This window comes from Neobacillus sp. DY30 (assembly GCF_030123065.1).
Classification (GTDB): Bacteria; Bacillota; Bacilli; order Bacillales; family Cytobacillaceae; genus Neobacillus.
Genome location: NZ_CP126093.1, coordinates 3,237,187 through 3,254,029, shown reverse-complemented (window position 1 = coordinate 3,254,029; position 16,843 = coordinate 3,237,187). Strand labels below are relative to the sequence as shown.

At 37.6% G+C, this 16,843-nt stretch carries 18 protein-coding genes and 1 riboswitch; of the genes, 3 read left to right on the top strand and 15 right to left on the bottom strand.

The window, feature by feature from the left end; genetic code table 11:
- Positions 1 to 91: 91 nt before the first annotated feature.
- From thiE to thiM, 3 genes are read right to left on the bottom strand one after another with little or no spacing between them, the layout of a single operon-like run.
- The gene (thiE, locus tag QNH29_RS15725; protein WP_283865649.1) at positions 92 to 751 is read right to left on the bottom strand and encodes a thiamine phosphate synthase; all 660 of its coding nucleotides are present in this window, start codon (positions 749 to 751) and stop codon (positions 92 to 94) included.
- Positions 752 to 760: 9 nt separating this feature from the next.
- On the bottom strand, positions 761 to 1,567 hold the full coding sequence (thiD, locus tag QNH29_RS15720; protein ID WP_283860333.1) for a bifunctional hydroxymethylpyrimidine kinase/phosphomethylpyrimidine kinase: 807 nt from the start codon (positions 1,565 to 1,567) through the stop codon (positions 761 to 763).
- Positions 1,568 to 1,579: 12 nt separating this feature from the next.
- Positions 1,580 to 2,386 carry a hydroxyethylthiazole kinase gene (gene thiM / locus QNH29_RS15715; RefSeq protein WP_283860332.1) on the bottom strand — a complete coding sequence of 269 codons (807 nt, stop codon included), beginning with the start codon at positions 2,384 to 2,386 and terminating at the stop codon, positions 1,580 to 1,582.
- 98 nt (positions 2,387 to 2,484) lie between these two features.
- A riboswitch (TPP riboswitch) is annotated at positions 2,485 to 2,594 on the bottom strand.
- Positions 2,595 to 2,746: 152 nt separating this feature from the next.
- Here thiM and QNH29_RS15710 point away from each other — a divergent pair.
- Positions 2,747 to 3,313 carry an HAD-IA family hydrolase gene (locus QNH29_RS15710; protein WP_283860331.1) on the top strand — a complete coding sequence of 189 codons (567 nt, stop codon included), beginning with the start codon at positions 2,747 to 2,749 and terminating at the stop codon, positions 3,311 to 3,313.
- 128 nt (positions 3,314 to 3,441) lie between these two features.
- Here the strand turns inward: QNH29_RS15710 and QNH29_RS15705 are convergent, their stop codons facing one another.
- The 5 genes from QNH29_RS15705 to sstT form a co-directional block, all read right to left on the bottom strand.
- Entirely contained in the window at positions 3,442 to 4,158 is a 717-nt protein-coding gene (locus tag QNH29_RS15705) for a DUF421 domain-containing protein (protein ID WP_283860330.1), read from the bottom strand.
- 24 nt (positions 4,159 to 4,182) lie between these two features.
- A complete protein-coding gene (locus tag QNH29_RS15700; RefSeq protein ID WP_481858731.1) occupies positions 4,183 to 4,785 on the bottom strand; it encodes a DUF421 domain-containing protein in 603 nt (200 codons plus the stop codon).
- 238 nt (positions 4,786 to 5,023) lie between these two features.
- A complete protein-coding gene (locus tag QNH29_RS15695) occupies positions 5,024 to 5,461 on the bottom strand; it encodes a universal stress protein (protein WP_283860329.1) in 438 nt (145 codons plus the stop codon).
- Positions 5,462 to 5,550: 89 nt separating this feature from the next.
- Positions 5,551 to 5,748, bottom strand: a complete 198-nt coding sequence (locus QNH29_RS15690) for a DUF6199 family natural product biosynthesis protein (protein ID WP_283860328.1) — start codon at positions 5,746 to 5,748, stop codon at positions 5,551 to 5,553.
- Between the two features lie 164 nt (positions 5,749 to 5,912).
- On the bottom strand, positions 5,913 to 7,151 hold the full coding sequence (gene sstT / locus QNH29_RS15685) for a serine/threonine transporter SstT (protein ID WP_283860327.1): 1,239 nt from the start codon (positions 7,149 to 7,151) through the stop codon (positions 5,913 to 5,915).
- Between the two features lie 402 nt (positions 7,152 to 7,553).
- Here sstT and QNH29_RS15680 point away from each other — a divergent pair, with 402 nt between their 5' ends.
- Positions 7,554 to 7,862 (top strand): hypothetical protein, encoded by a 309-nt coding sequence (locus QNH29_RS15680; protein WP_283860326.1) that lies wholly within the window; start codon positions 7,554 to 7,556, stop codon positions 7,860 to 7,862.
- A gap of 211 nt (positions 7,863 to 8,073) precedes the next feature.
- Entirely contained in the window at positions 8,074 to 9,561 is a 1,488-nt protein-coding gene (locus QNH29_RS15675) for an MHYT domain-containing protein (RefSeq protein WP_283860325.1), read from the top strand.
- An 11-nt stretch (positions 9,562 to 9,572) separates the two neighbouring features.
- Here QNH29_RS15675 and QNH29_RS15670 read toward each other — a convergent pair whose 3' ends face one another.
- The 7 genes from QNH29_RS15670 to QNH29_RS15640 all read right to left on the bottom strand — a co-directional run bounded on the left by QNH29_RS15670 (position 9,573) and on the right by QNH29_RS15640 (position 16,627).
- A complete protein-coding gene (locus QNH29_RS15670) occupies positions 9,573 to 9,992 on the bottom strand; it encodes a hypothetical protein (protein ID WP_283860324.1) in 420 nt (139 codons plus the stop codon).
- Between the two features lie 165 nt (positions 9,993 to 10,157).
- On the bottom strand, positions 10,158 to 11,945 hold the full coding sequence (locus tag QNH29_RS15665) for an acyltransferase family protein (RefSeq protein ID WP_283860323.1): 1,788 nt from the start codon (positions 11,943 to 11,945) through the stop codon (positions 10,158 to 10,160).
- Positions 11,946 to 12,097: 152 nt separating this feature from the next.
- The gene (locus QNH29_RS15660) at positions 12,098 to 12,664 is read right to left on the bottom strand and encodes a DUF4256 domain-containing protein (RefSeq protein ID WP_283860322.1); all 567 of its coding nucleotides are present in this window, start codon (positions 12,662 to 12,664) and stop codon (positions 12,098 to 12,100) included.
- Between the two features lie 322 nt (positions 12,665 to 12,986).
- The gene (locus QNH29_RS15655) at positions 12,987 to 13,376 is read right to left on the bottom strand and encodes a cupredoxin domain-containing protein (protein WP_283860321.1); all 390 of its coding nucleotides are present in this window, start codon (positions 13,374 to 13,376) and stop codon (positions 12,987 to 12,989) included.
- A 259-nt stretch (positions 13,377 to 13,635) separates the two neighbouring features.
- Positions 13,636 to 14,214: an SIS domain-containing protein gene (locus tag QNH29_RS15650; RefSeq protein WP_283860320.1), complete on the bottom strand. Its 579-nt coding sequence runs from the start codon at positions 14,212 to 14,214 to the stop codon at positions 13,636 to 13,638.
- Positions 14,204 to 15,208, bottom strand: a complete 1,005-nt coding sequence (locus QNH29_RS15645; protein ID WP_283860319.1) for an ROK family protein — start codon at positions 15,206 to 15,208, stop codon at positions 14,204 to 14,206. The genes QNH29_RS15650 and QNH29_RS15645 overlap by 11 nt, the downstream gene beginning before the upstream one ends.
- Positions 15,209 to 15,331: 123 nt before the next feature.
- Positions 15,332 to 16,627: an ABC transporter substrate-binding protein gene (locus tag QNH29_RS15640; protein WP_283865647.1), complete on the bottom strand. Its 1,296-nt coding sequence runs from the start codon at positions 16,625 to 16,627 to the stop codon at positions 15,332 to 15,334.
- Between the last annotated feature and the right edge of the window lie 216 nt (positions 16,628 to 16,843).

The window sequence follows — 16,843 nt, the reverse complement described above, 5'->3', positions numbered from 1 at the left end:
GCATTAATAGTAGCTATTCGTTACCGTAACCACAAAAAATCAGTGATTACGGGCACGAATAAACTTTTTCCCAATAACAATCCAATCAAGACTATAAATCTAAAACACTTTTTCTTAACACTTTAACTGCTTCAGAAACAGAAGGTGCATGGCTGATCGCGGTAATGACTGATACTCCGTCAGCACCCGCTTTGATAACAGACCCTGCGTTTTCCGCAGTGATTCCGCCAATTCCCACAATTGGAATACTAAATTCTTTGTTCCGCAGTTCTTCAATGAGCTTCGTTCCGTTTGAAGGTTTGGCGTCTTCTTTTGTATTCGTTGGAAAAACGGGGCCAATCCCAAAATAATCGGCTCCTCCCCTAAGCGCGGTAATGGCCTCATCGTAACTATGTACAGAAACGCCAATGATTTTATCGTGGCCGATCTTATTTCTAACTTCAGCTACCGGCTCATCCTCCTGACCGATATGTACACCGTCTGCGTTAAGTGCAATCGCCAAATCAATATCGTCATTAATAATAAAAGGTATTTGGTACTCTCTGCATATTTGCTGTAGTTCTTTGGCCAGTTCGGCCTTTTTATCCCCTGTTAAAGCTCCGCTGCCTTTCTCACGGAATTGAAAAAGGGTGATTCCTCCTTCAACAGCTTCCTGCAAAACGCGATCGGGATTGCCGGTGCAGTTTGGACTGCCCATAATAAAGTAAACCTTCAATGCCTCTCTTAATGAATCACGATTGCGAAAATTCAACCTGCTCACCTACCTTATCGCTCCTACTCTTTTTTGATATGCCCAATGATTCGTTGGTCCATGGCCTTGACCAATCAGCAGTTGATCTTCAATCGCCGCCTGGATAAAATGCTTTGCTTTTGTTACTGCTTCATAAACACTGGCACCTTTGGCTAGTTCTGCCGTTACAGCTGCGGAAAATGTACAGCCTGTTCCATGCGTATTCTTGGTCGGAATTCTTTTACTCGTAAAGGTAGAAAAGTCTTTGCCGTCATATAAAAAATCTACAGATACATCAGTGTCTTCATCATGACCGCCTTTTACGACTACATTTTTAACGCCTAAATCAAAAAGCCGTTTTGCAGCCTCTTGTTTATCTTCCTTTGTTCGAATGGAGATCCCTGTTAGTACCTCTGCCTCAGGAATATTAGGTGTAATGACCATTGCAAGTGGTAACAAATACTGCTTCAATGCCGAAATGGCTTCACTCTGGAGCAGAGACGCCCCGCCTTTTGCAATCATAACGGGGTCGACCACGAGATTTTGCCAGTGGTAGTAATCTATTTTTTCAGAAACGGCTTTGATGATTTCAGCATTAAATAACATTCCTGTTTTTACTGCGTCTGTCCCCATATCTTCGCCAATCGACTCGATTTGTTTACTTACGGCTTCAGGTGTCATCGGATATACGGCTTGAACCCCTAACGTATTTTGGGCCGTAACTGCTGTTAGTGCCGACATTCCAAAAACCTCTAATTCTTGAAAAGTCTTTAAATCGGCTTGAATTCCTGCACCACCGCCGCTATCAGAACCTGCTATCGTTAATGCTTTTTTCATGGTGTCCACTCCTTATACTTGTTTGTATGACGCAAATTGATGAAGATCCTCAGAAGAAACAAGTGAAAGTTGATTTAAAAATTCGATTTGAAAACTCCCCGGTCCCAATTTCCCCGCCTTCTCGAATGCTTTTTCTGCAGCGACTCCATAAAAGGTTAGCGCCGATAATCCAGCAAGCAGCAGGTCCTTTTCCACTCCTGCAAAGGCGCCGATTACAGAGGTTAACAGACAGCCGGTTCCTGTCACTTTTGTTAAGAGATGGTGACCATTGGATACCAAATACGTTGTCTTTCCATCTGTCAGTACATCGTCTTTCCCAGTAATTACGACAGTGGTATTCAACTGTTGTGCGGCGGTTACGGCCAATTCGATCGTATTTCCTTGATGTGTACCGCCATCCACACCTTTGATTTCCCACTTTTCCCCTAAAACATTGGCGACTTCCGCAGCGTTTCCACGAATAACAGAGACTTTTACTTCATTGATTATTTTTTGTGCCATTTCTGTGCGGAAAAGAGTGGCTCCTGCGCCAACAGGGTCAAAGATGACCGGAATACCCAGCTCATTAGCTGTTTTTCCCGCTAATATCATCGAGCCGACTACTTCCCGGCTTAATGTCCCGATGTTAAGGACAAGGGCCCGAGCTATACGAACCATGTCAGCTACTTCTTCTGGAGCATAAGCCATCACAGGGGAAGCCCCAAGTGATAGTAGTCCATTAGCAGTAAAATTAGTGACAACTACATTGGTAATATTATGTACGAGCGGGTTTTCATCTCTTACCCTTTGTAAAATAGAGCTTAAATCGTTATGATTCATTTCAGTACCCCCATTTTTCAGTAACCCTATTAATCTAAAAACATAAAAAAGCCAGATCCAATAAGATTGGACCTGGCTTAATAGTTAGAGAAAAGGGTAATTTCACTTGGCTACTTTCCTACGCTGGTATCATCCAGATCAGGTCCAAAGGGTTAAAAAACGTACGTTTTTCTCTCAGCCCGGTATTGGGGCACCCCTAGTAGGTTAAAACTTATATAATTATTTCTTATCATAGTCTACAAGATTCAATATGTAAAGTTTTTAATCCATCGAAAGGATTACTGGTCTTATGCAAAGGATAATGATAAAGTAATATTTTTGAGGATCATTTTCCAATAAAGAATAGAATTGAGGGGATGAATGTTGAACATTTTATGGGATTTTGATGGAACACTTTTTGATACATATCCAGCTTTAGTGGAGGGTTTTGTTGCGTTAAGTCAGCGTGACCTTGATCGAGAAGAGGTGTTACGGTGGCTGAAAGTCGATTCGAAAACGGCTTTTAAGCACTTTGGAATCGATGAAGATCGACGTGCCGAGTATAAACAATTAGATATAAAATATTCAAAAAACAGTAAGCCGTTTGATCATTTAGAAGACGTGTTAGCTGCCGTTGATAACAATATCATTGTGACTCACCGTGATCGAGAATCTGCCAACTACCTCCTTGGAAAATACTCATTAACCAAATACTTTACAGAAGTCGTTTCTGTAGAAGAACAGGGATTTAACAGGAAACCTCATCCCTCTTCTTATGAATTTGTTTTAAAAAGATACGACATCGATTTAGTCGTCGGTGACCGAGAGTTGGATTTACTTCCGGCTAGACAATTAGGAATTAAGACTGTTGCCTTTCAAAATCGCAACATCGACGCTGATTTTCACCTAGACAGCTATGCAGATTTTATTCCTTTAGTACTCAAATAAAAAAATAAACCTCGTCATAGAACTGGCGAGGTTCTTTTCTGAAATTTTGGTTAGATGATAAATCCGCTGTATATCTTCCAAATTAATGACGTTATGAAAAACAATACTCGGATAGATTCACAAATCCTTTAATGGTTTATATATTTAGGGGCATCCTTATTTACAGGAGATAGGTGCAGCTTTAAATCGGAGGTTAGCGATGCAAAGAAAATGTCGTCAACTTTTTTAATCCCTTTCATTTGGAGCTGCTCCATTAGCCAAGATTCGTTCGTACCTAGTTCGCTTAGGGTGTTGTGGTCAATTTTCCCTTCAATGATAACGGGGTATGGCATTGTTTCCGTAGTAGTATCTATCCCAACATCTTCACGTATCACTTGTGATTTATTTGGTTTTTTATATACTGAAATCTTACCATTTGCTTCTATAATCCCTAATTTAACTACTGAAATATCAAAAACATCTTTTTCTCTCAGCATCTGTAGGATATTATCTAAAGAATATTGGATTTTCCGTAAATTCTTAACCATTAAAACACCATCCATAATAACAATGGTTGGCTCGAAGGTGAGGGCTTTTCCAATCCTTCTTGATCTAAGCGTAATAGTGGATATCAGCTTTTGAAGGAGGGCTAAACCAACAATTGCTGTAGCCGTATGAATATGTTCAATGGCTGGGTCCGCAATATCTGCCCCTACAACAGCTCCAAGAGTAATAATGATTAAAAAATCAAAAACAGGTAATTCCCCTATCGATCTTTTTCCCATATAAAGGGTAAAAAATAATAAAAGTGGGAGTATGGTTACGATCCTGCCATATACAATCAGCGTATCTTTTATAAAATGCATCTCTTCACCTCCTGTTTAAACACTTTAATTTAAATAATCTGGATGGTTTTGTGTAGTAGCATGATGTATCTCCCCGAAAATATCTCCCTTCTCTGAAGGTGAGTGCTGCTGTTGGTCAACATTTTGAAGGAAAGAAGAATGCGAAGCTAAAAGTTTCTTGAATTCACCGACCGTTAAAGGTTTCGCGTCATCATTTAATTCGTATCCCAGTAATCCATTTGGTTCAATCGTAGCAGTTTTCACATCCTCCATTTTCGTTATTCCATGATTTCGTAGCCTCATTTCTAATTGGTCAACGGTTAATCGTAACTTTTTTAAGTTCTGTATATTCAATGTTCCATTCTGAATCACAATTTTAGATTTTCCTGTAATAAATTTTTCCATAAAATTAAATTTTAGTTCTAAATATTCCAAAGTTACGATCGAAACTACAAAGATAGCCGCACCAATAATAGCCCTTATGATACTTTTTTCTACAATCGGTTGTACGATAATGGTGCCTAAAGAAATCATAACAACCGTTTGAGCAAGGGTCATTTGGGATATAGATTTTCTTCCAGCTATTCTTAATAAAAAAATACCTGCTAAGATTAATAAAAATGACTTCCAAATAAAGGACAAATCCATCCATTCAACCTCCTAAAAACAATTACATTTAGGTTTCCTCATTTTACAAAATTTTATGTTTTTATTCATTTGGCATGCTTCGTTACTTGAATAAGCAAAACGGGTCCTTCATTTTTCCAAAAGAAAATGACGTATGCCAATACATACGCCATTCATTATATATCAAAATGGATGAAACGTTTCTATAAAGCATTCAGATCGCTCTTATTGGACATTTTCAACAGCTTTTTTCATCTAGTTATTTCACAATAAAAACAGGACAGTGTGCCTTTTGTACGACATAGTGGCTAACGCTTCCTAAAAATAGTTCCTTCAGTCCGCTTAATCCTCTGCTACCCATCACAACAAGATCGGCGTCATTTTGTTTCACAAATTCCACAATCATATGACCTGGTGTGCCCTCAATGGCAAAGGTTCTTGATTTATTTGGCAGCAGCTTCAATTCTTGCTCAAGTTCATTACGTACAGCTTTTACTTCCTCACGCTGCTTTTGATGGTAGGCCTCGAATGCATAACCATAAGAGTATACCATGGGTCTTTCAGGTTGTATGACCATAACCACTAATAATTCAATCAGTTTATCCTGCTTTGCTAAATTCATGGCCATTTTCAAAGCTTTTTTACTTAATTCCGAATGATCATATGCAACAACGATTCTTGAATAATCTGTTAACATTTTTATCATCCTCTCAAATTAACCATATCTTATACTTTAATTATACTTCTGCGATGGTAATTTGTGGTGCTAAGATAATGACAACTTTGTTAAAGTAGCGCAACAATAACCATCCCAATCCCAGCAACGATTAAAATCATTCCGCCAAAACGTGTAGTCCAAAGGTACATGTCAGACGGTTCTGTACCATCATTGGACTTCCATCTTTCCGAAATTAACCCAATGAATGTTGGGTCTATAATAAAAAAAACGCCGATAATGATAAAAACTATTCCAAGTATAAACATTGAGAAATTTACCCCCTATTTGTACGCTTTGCCTCTTACTAAAACATACGTTTAAGGTTAGAATTCCGTACATACATAAATAAAAAATTTATACATCTGTACATAAAAAATCCCTTTTGTAGAAACAGGTTCTGCCTGTCACCACAAAAGGGATTCACTACATGTTATGCTACATTTTTGATATCGACTTTCTTACCTTCTTTTAACTTTTTCTTAAAATCAGCTGTTGCTGTGAAAAGAACATCTGTTGATGAGTTAAGTGCTGTTTCAAAGGAGTCTTGTAAAACACCAATGACAAACCCTACTCCAACTACCTGCATCGCTACATCGTTGGGAATTCCGAATAAGCTGCAAGCAAGCGGGATCAATAAAAGTGAACCGCCGGCAACACCAGAAGCACCACATGCACATACTGCTGATAATACACTTAGGAGGATGGCTGTAGGAATATCCACCTGAATGCCAAGTGTATGAACAGCTGCAAGAGTTAAAACTGAAATCGTAACAGCTGCACCAGCCATATTGACAGTTGCACCTAATGGAATCGATACAGAATAAGTATCTTTATCTAATTTTAGTTTTTCACATAATTTCATGTTTACCGGAATGTTAGCAGCTGAGCTGCGTGTAAAGAATGCAGTAATACCACTTTCCTTAACGCACTTAAAAACAAGTGGATAAGGATTCTGACGTACGTTCACGAATACAATCAGTGGATTGACAACGAAAGCAACAAACAGCATGCAGCCAATCAAGACAAGAAGTAATTTTCCATAGCTTAATAGAGACTCAAGTCCATTTGTTGTGATCGAGTCAATCACTAGACCCATGATCCCTAAAGGTGCTAACTTGATGACCCATGTGACCATTTTCGATACGGCGTCAGAAAAATTAGTAATCATCGTTTTTGTCGTATCAGGTGCATTTCTTAAAGCCAATCCAAGGACAATTGCCCAAGCTAAAATACCTACATAATTGGCATTCGCAATCGCATTGACTGGGTTAGCTACAACGTTTAACAGTAATGTTTTTAGAACCTCTACAACACCACCTGGAGCCGCCATATCCTCTGCGCCTTTTGTAAGGGTAATACTAACAGGAAAAATAAAGCTAACAATAACAGCTATGAAACCAGCAAAAAATGTGCCTGATAGATATAGGAGAACAATCGATTTCATATTCGTTTGCTGGCCGCTTTTGTGCTGTGCAATCGCAGACATCACCAAGAATAGTACCAATACTGGTGCAATAGCCTTTAATGCTCCGACAAATAAAGAACCTAAAATCACTACTGGTTTTGCAACATCGGGAACCGCGACAGCAAGGATAATACCAATCAATAAACCAATTGATATTTGCTTAACCAGACTGATTTGATTCCACTTTTTCAATAAATTTTTCATAGAAGTACCCCTCCCACTTGTTTGCATTCTCCGGTACATAGAAACATGATGGTTTGTTCCTATGTATCTCTTAATGGCATCCCCTATCCATTAAATTCTAACAAATAGAATTATAATGAATTTTTAGATATATTACAATAACATATTTCTGAGAATAGTATAACAACATCATCTTAGTTAATCAATAATATATGAACAATATTTAATAATTCTAATAGATAGTTCGCGTTTAGTCGAACGATTTATGGACAAATATAAATAATGTTCGTATTTTAGTTGATAAAATGATAACGTTCCTCATTGTATTTGATAATAAATGGTTACATATCCAAGAATAAAGGAAAATAGTAGGATGTACATTTCCTAATCATCTCTTAAAATACTTAATGGGAGGTTAGTATCATGTTCAAAAAGATAATCATCCTTGGAATACTCATATCAATATTACTGGTGTTAGTGATTATAAAATCACAAACCAGTACTCCTGTTACCAATCAAGGCAATGAAGATTCTGAATACATAACGGTTGAATACAAAATAAACGAGATTAAAGAGGACCAATATTACGGGCAAAATGATGATGGAACGAAGATTGTCTTTTCTGCTGAAAGCATCGATTTGAATGAAAACATTCAAGTCGGTGATGTTGTCATATGCTATTTCGAAAAAGATAATTTTGGAAAAGGATTAGTGAAAGTAGAAAAAAAATAATACTGCATATTACAATTCGTTCCGAATATTTTTACTGCAGCCATTCTCAAATGAGGATGGCTTTCTACTATTCTCCGTAATTTCTTGAACAAGTTTATAGGCTAGTTAGGTAAAATTTCCTATTTTCCATTTGGTTCGTTATAATAAACAGCTTAAAAGTGAATCATGGTAGAAATATCACTATATGGAAGTGTTAATGATGACTCATAATATGATCTGGAACTATAACGATTACTGGTTTATTTTTTCCATTCTTGTAGGAATTCTTTTTTCATATATAGCGTTAGATCTTCGCTGGAAAATGATTATTTTTAAAAATTTTAAATACAATCTTTGGTTATTAGGCTGCGCGATTGCAATGGGTATTGGGATTTGGACCATGCACTTTGTTGGCATGTTTGCGATGAATATGCCCCGTCATAGTGAGTATGACGTGAGGATGGTCTTGCTTTCATTGTTGATTTCGATTGCAGGTACGGGTTTCGCCTTCTTCATGATGAAATCAAATCACGTTAGACTCCTTCTCTCGAGTCTGTTAATGGGCGGAGGAATCATTGGTATGCATTATTTAGGGATGAAGGCCATGCATCCGGCCTTTTTCATCGACTATAACCCGGCAATCGTGTTTTTGTCGGTATGTTTTGCTATTGCTGCTGCATTCGGTTCTTTATGGGTACTTTTCTTTTTTAACCATCACCGTTCGATGAATTTTCAGTGTCGGGTTTTAAGCAGTATCCTAATGGGAATTGGAATCGCCGGCATGCATTATATTGGGATGTGGGGAACGAATCTTCACTTTCAATTATCTCACAGCCATTCCAATGCTTATTACACAGTGAGTTCAAGTACCTTGAGTTCTTTTATTAGTGTCCCCGCTATTTTCGTCGTATTGATTATGTTATTATCTAGTGCCTTCCTGGATAAAAAACTAATTGAACATATGAAGGATTTAAATAACCATGAGAAAAAATTAAGAGAATCTGAGAAACTATCCCTGGTGGGGGAACTTGCAGCCGGAGTAGCACATGAAATTAGAAACCCTTTAACCACACTAAAAGGATTTACGCAAATGATGGCTGAAAATAACGATACTGAATCTAATCAACGATATTCTAGGATTATGATCGATGAAATTAACAGGATTAATTTTATCGTGAGTGAGTTTATGGTCCTTTCTAAACCACATATCGTTCAACATTCCTTAACGGATATTTCACAAAGTATCAAAAATGTGATTACCCTCTTAAATACACAGGCAATCCTTAATAATATTGAAATTTTTCCAGAGTTTATTGGAAATCATTTTTTAATTAAATGTGAAGAAAACCAAATTAAGCAAGTTATTGCCAATCTGATTAAGAATTCAATCGAAGCCCTATCGCAAGGTGGAACCATTCGGATTCGGATGGAACACAAAGATGATAATCTGGTTATTTCGGTGATTGATAACGGTGTGGGGATTTCGAGGGAAAATCTTCCTTTATTAGGTACCCCCTTTTATACTACAAAAACAGAGGGAACCGGTTTAGGGCTGATGGTGAGCAAGAAAATAATTCAAAATCACAATGGGCTGTTTGAAATACACAGTGTTCCAAACATCGCTACAACTGTAACGATTACCTTACCCACAAAACGCAGCCGTTTAGATTATGTAAAAAAGAATCTTAAAGATGATCCCACAATATCCCAATCTTCTTAAGTTGAACCTTTTTATTGGTTTCTTAAGATAATCATTCCTGTAATCATTGGTATAACCATGAGCAATCCGACCATTAGTGTAGGAATGGGTAATCGACTAGAAAAGATGGCACCAAATTCACCAAGAAAACCTCCTATCAAAAAGGGGATGGCAGATTTAGTTTTGTCGGCATTTGGCTTTGCGAAATACCAGGCATCCCAAACCGTATAGGCATAAAATCCAGGATAAAATAACAAATATTGAAAATTGGCTGCCTCTAACGCTTTTTGATGAAAGCCGTTAAAATCTAGATGTATGGCAGTATTGATTCTTCCCATGACATTATCATAATGTTCAACAAAGAGAAGAAAGACGCTTTTTAGGAATTGTCGATTATAGAGTTGGCCAAATCCTGGCATAAGCATGGAAAATAAAGCTGCAAGATTCCTCATGAAAATCTCCTTTGTGCTTTGTATTGTTTTATTATGTTTTCCAAATATATGGAAATGGTTCGAAATAAAAAAATACAAATATCGACATTTTTCGACCGTTTCGACAACTACCCCTCAACGCCCAGTTTAGAATAGTTAAAAAAAGCAGACTAATTCGGAAACGAATTACTCTGCTAATTTAGCTATTAGTAGATTTGCATATATTTCACCGCCAGCTCTCGTTAAATGAACACCATCATTTGAAAAATACTCAGGATGACCTGCACTGGCACTATACCAATCTACAAGAACAGTATTCGGCATACTGTTAACAATATCCTCTAATGTATGATTCACGGTTGATTCCCAGACACGTGGTACGCGGCAGTTTATTAAATACACTTTTTTATTTTCCAGACCTTTTATGACGTTTATTAAGTCTGTTTTCCTAAAAGATCCATTGGTGCCAAGTTGAATAATCACATATTCTCCTAATTGTCCGCTTCCCTCAAGGTGCGTAATGACCTCTGGCACTTCAGACATTTGCCGGCCGACACGATAATCAATAACCGTCGCTGGATACTGCTTTTTAAAGAATGGAGCAACATCATAGAAAATGGAATCACCAATTACCGTAATCGTTTTCAAATTAGGTTCTGGGACTGGAGCTGGCTCTGGTTCAGGTTCAGACTCTAGATTCGGATCATGGTCGAATTCAATCTCATGTAATGTTTCTATTGTTAAGGGGGCTTTCGTCGTCACAATAACCGTTGATTTTCCAGCAAATACAAATAGTATTCCTATTAGTGCAGCACATAGGATAGCACAGCTTCCCACAACCATCCTCTGCTGAATAATGGTTCGATTCCTCAAGGCAGAGAAAATGTATTTAATTCTCCCAGCTCTTATCGGAGTTTCCACAAAACGGTAGGATAAAGCTGAAATTATCATGGTAGCACCTAATTGTAAGATGATTCTCCAAAGATTTATTCCATCTGTATTAACAATCGGAGTAGTTAGGATAATAATCGGATAATGCCATAAATAGATTCCATACGAACGAACCCCAATCCATCGCAGAGGCTTTACACTTAGCCATTTCCCCAGCTTACTAGCAGGATGAGCCAATGCCGCAACCACTAAAGTTGTCATCATTGATAATAGGAGCATGCCTCCCTGATAATGAAACGAATCAAATTCTGAAATAACACTAAAATTTATCAAGATCATCAACAAGCCTAATACTCCTACCATTTCGAGGACCATACTGGCATGCCGTGGTAAAGTCTTAGATAGTTTTTGACTTGGCCAAACGAACGCAAGTACTGCTCCTAGCAGCAGTGAAAATGCTCTTGTGTCGGTTCCATAATACACACGAGAAGGATCACCTCCCGGTACATAGAGGAATGCCATTAACCAAGCAGAAGCAACAACTCCTAAAAGAATAGCCAAAATCCGAAACCTTTTTCTTTTTAAAAATGTAAAACCAAGAATCACCAGCAGCGGCCATATAAGATAAAATTGCTCCTCAATCCCCAGTGACCATATATGAGTAAAAGGTGAAGCTGGACCAAAACGATCAAAATAGGATACTTCATGAAAAATGTACCACCAATTTGTAACATAGAGCAGCGATGGAAGTAAATCGGAGCGTAATTTTTCGTACGATGGATGATTTGTGAAGATAACCAGTAAGGTAACGATAAAAATCATACTCAGTAAAGCAGGAGCAAGTCTGCGAAAACGCCTAATCATAAAGTGAATGTAGTCAATTTTATCGTTTTTGTTCCATTCATCGATGAGGAGGTCTGTAATCAAGTAACCAGACAAAACAAAGAATACTGTTACACCTGTAAATCCACCCTGAAACCAAGGTATATTCAGATGGTAAAGTATCACTCCTATAACGGCTATAGCTCTAAGACCATCTATTCCGGGCATATATCTGCGTTTACCGCTGCTTGGAACTTCCATTCCACCCTCTCCTGCCTTTACTATGAAAGGATAAAAAAAACATTAGAGGTATTCAAACACCCCTAATGTTTTATTATGATTGCTTTGGTTCATTCATTCCCAAAAAGTAATCCTCTGTAAGCCGATTTCCAAATGTAAATGTCAATGTAATATTAAACTCTTAGCAAGCCACGAAACCCTCTTGCCGCATAGTAGGATTCTGCTCCATTGTGGTATACAAAGACAGTATCATAGCGACGGTCACAGAAGAGTGCCCCGCCAAGTTTTCTTATATTATCTGGTGTTTGCACCCAACTTGATGTTTTTAAATCAAAATTCCCAAGTTCCTGCAGCTCTCGGTATTGTTCTTCCGATAATAGTTCGATGCCGATTGTGGCAGCCAAATCCATCACGCTATTTTCTGGCTTGTGATTTTTCCTTGAATCCAGTGCTGCACGGTCGAAACAAAGACTTCTGCGGCCTTTAGGGCTTTCCACGGAACAATCATAAAATATGTATTCGCCTGTCTCTTGATCATGGCCAACCACATCTGGTTCGCCGCCAGTACCTTCCATTTCATTCAGCGACCACAGTTTATCAGGATTTGCTTCGAGCTTAGCTTGTACTTCAGCCCATACAAGACCTTTATGTCGGTCCATGTTTTTCTCAAAACGTGCTTTTAAAATACTGAGTAGTTCTTCACGGTGTTCAAGTGAAAACCCGTTATGTGTCATTGTCATATTCGTTTCCCCTTTGTAATAGATTCATGCACTGTTCATTTGGTGTACAAACTCATAGTGAATAATTTTACCATTATCTGATGAAAATTGTGTAACAAAACCAATTATGCTCATTAGAATAACCCCAATAAGGTAAAACCCTTCATCATTTTCCCCTCTCATCTATCTGGTACCTCATTCAATATTCTCCACTTTTTACTAATTTCCTTCTTGGACATAGTATCCATAGAAAGTAACTAGTCGGCTGACAAAAAAGTAACTTCCAAAGACATAAAAGTTAACGTTGCCTAGTAAACAAGCAAGGCCAAATTGGCCCTGCTTGTTAATTGACTATTACCTTACCAACCATTCCTTCATTTGAATGGTAACTACATATCAGCTCATATGTACCAGGCTTTTCAAGTTTTACGGTAATGGTTTTTTCTTTCCCCGGCTGGACTTCCTCGTCAATTCTAAGTTCTTTTACAGTAAAGGTGTGTTCTCTCTGACCTACGTTTTTCAATATCAACGTAGTCGGTTTTCCATGGGGAATCGTGATGATTTTTGGATTAAAGTAATTATCGTGCAACTCGACCTCGATTGCTTTCACTGTCTCGATAGGCTGTGTTGCAACACGGGATTCGGCAAATACGCCATGTAAACCTGAAGTTGTCACACCCACAATCATTGCAAGCAAAACGACCAATCCTGGTAACCACTTTTTAACAAACATTCGCAATCCCTCCTTTCCTAATCTGTATTTTTTACCAATTCATTAAATATTATCAATCAGGCTGAACAGGAGTATATTTATAAATTAAAATAAAAAGGACTCGAAAAAACGCTAGTCTATAAACCAGCGTTTTTTTCGGTAAGGATCATACTCTGCAAATTTGCTCAAACCTAAAAATATCCTTACCATCAGAGGATTTATTTAAACATTCAAAACAGGTTACTCCAATTAGTTCAATATCATGAAGTGCGACTGCATACTATTTCACCAAATCGGCATTTAATTGGTAGATATGCTGTGAAATAGTATGTGCAATATACATATGACAATCCTCAACAATTCCATAATTCTTAGAAGGTATGACAAGTGTATAATCTGAGTGATCTCCCATTTCTCCACAAAAATCTCCGATTAAAGAAATGGTTGTCGCTTCCTGTTCTCTTGCATATTGGAGCGCTTTAACTAAATTAGGTGATTTACCAGAAACAGACATTCCAATGACTAGATCACCCTTCTCCAAATAGTTTTTTAATTGCTCCACGAAAACATCATCATATGAAAAATCATTCCCTAGAGCACTAAAAACAGCATTATTATCTGTTAAACTATAAATTTTGAACCGTTTCGAACTATTAAAATTCACACCTTTTAAGAAATCACATACCCAATGAGATGCGGATGTGGCGCTGCCACCGTTCCCTAAAACAAATATTTGTTTTCCTTGAATGCGCACTTCATTCATTTTATAGAGTAATGTTTCTAAAAAGTCTACATCAAGTTTTTCTATTGTTTCGATAAACTCTTCCTTGTAACGATCGTAAAATATATTAAAATTCAATATAATCAACCTCTCCTTTTTTTGAATACCAAATCAAACTGGCTGCTCCAATGAGCCCTGCCTCATATCCTAGCCCTGTATGTAAAATTGGAACTTGTTTATTAAACTCACCTATGACCGAGTCCTGTAACACCTTTTTTATATGTGGTTCTAATAAAGTAAATGATTGGCTAACGCCACCACCAACTATAATGGCTCCAGGATTAAATAAATTAACGGCATAGGAAAAAGCCTTGCCCAAATAGTAACCTGCCCATTCAAATAATTGCAGCGCTTCAATATTTCCATCCTTTGCTGCCATCGCCATGGATTCAGAATGAATTTCTAAACGATGTTGTTGAAGGAAGTCTTGTAAAGTTGACTTTTGCCAATCGCCTTTTAATAACTCCTTTGCTTTCTTCGTTATGGCCGTCCCTGAGGCATGTGCCTCTAAACATCCTCTATTTCCACATCCACAAAGATTTCCCTGTTCCCACTCTACTTTCATATGGCCGATTTCTCCGGCCATCATCTGTTCTCCGGAAACGACTTGACGGTTTATGACTAATGCCCCACCAATTCCAGTACTAATGGTTATCCATAAAAAATTATTGATATCCCTTCCTTTTCCAAATAAACATTCACCGACTGCACATGCATTCACATCATTGTCTATTTCTATAGGGATGTCAGCCCATATTTCATGAACATACTCTTTCACAGGGACGTTCCTCCAACCTGCAAAAGGTGCATTAACAAGCACTCCCGTTGAAGAATTTGTTATTCCAGGAAGAGAAAACCCCACTCCTGACATATCATTTAATAATAGGTCTACATCATCCAAACATTGTTCTGCTAGTACCATACATGTTCGAATATGCTCTTTCATAGGTAAAGAAATATTGGTGGGCATCCTTTTCTGCACAAGAATACTTCCGGTCTGATCCACTATTCCGACTAATGTTTTTGTCCCTCCAATATCAATCGCAATTACATGATTTTGGTTGGTATTCAAAATATCACTCCTTTTACCATCGATTAAAATAATAATAAACCCCCCCTAAGTTGCACATACATTCAATTTTGAATATATCGACTTAAGGGGGGTTTATAGACCTAAGATTGTGTTAGAATGCCATTATTTTACATTTTTCCAATAGTTTTCAAATTCTTCTTCTAGTCCAGCTTTATCAATTTCACCAGCCAAGAACTTCTGCATGATTGCACCCATGTTTTTAGAAGCATCTGGTGGATAGTAGTTATTCATCATCTCTAAACCTTTTTCATCCTTCATATAACTCATTAATGCTTTAGACAATGAATCGGTTGGTTCCGATTGGAAGTTATCATAAACAGGAATGAAGTTAAATTTATTTACTACCCAATCTTGTCCTTCTTCCGTCATCATCATCCAATTTAAAAACTTCTTAGCCGCTTCTTTTTCTTCATCACTTGACTTAGTCGCATCAATGGTCCAATAGGAAGGAACACCGATAGAAATTTGAGAGTTTCCATAATCCTCAGGATTATTACTGATTGGGAATGAAACATAGCCGAAATTAGCGTCAGTATTCGCTTCTTTCAATTGTGGTAACGCCCAGTTACCCATAAACCAAAACCCAACTTTACCTGTTGCTAATGCTAAAGGACCATCATCATACACTGGCGCAAGAGGTGCATCTTTTTCAACATTATATTCTTTTACTAAATCAAATGTATCTAACCAACCAGTAAATACTTCATTCTTACCTAAATCAACGTTTCCTGCTTTCAATTCCTCTAGGAATCGGTGGCGCATATCGCGATCATCCGTTTGGTTCGTGAAAGCTTTATTTGAAATATGTGCTCCTAATGACCAATCCATAGGAGAAATATGAACTGCACCGTCAACACTATCAACTTTTGCAACTTTGTCAAAGATTTCTTTTAATTGGTCGCGTGTTTTGATTGTAGAGGGATCAAATGTACCACCAACCGCTTTATCTAATACTTCTTGATTGTAAAGTAAAGAAAATCCTTCTACTGTAACGGGCATACCTTTAACTTTGCCGTTATCTACTACCATATCTGTTGTTCCAGGTAGAGCATGTTCAACCCACTCTTGATCTGATAAATCCAGTAATTTATCCTTTAAGGTAAAGAATTCTTTCCCCATCTGAATGATGGTTGGTGGATTACCAGAGGCATATAAGGCTGACATCTTTTCAAATGCATTTTGTCCAGCGAGTGGAATATACGTTACTTCTACCTCATCTTGAGAAGAGTTATAGGCTTTAATCATCTCTTCAAATTGCTGAGCAATTTCCGGTTTCCCCATTAGGACAGAGATTTTTACCTTATCTGACTTTTTACCGTCAGAATTAGCTTTGTCATTACCTCCGCTACATGCAGCAAGAACAAATATCATTATCAATGCTAAAAGTGTAGAGAACATCTTCTTCAATGGTAGTAACCCCTCTCCAATTTGATATAACTAGTTTATATTCGTTTTCACCTAGGTATGAAGTTGTAAAGGATCTCCCCCTTTTCAAAGTGTCGATATTTCCAAGAAAGTTACTAGTTTAGTAAGTAGTAACTTTCATTATGGAAACGCTGTCATGGTAACTAAAAAAATCTTGCACCAGATTTAACTATCCTGATGCAATCAATC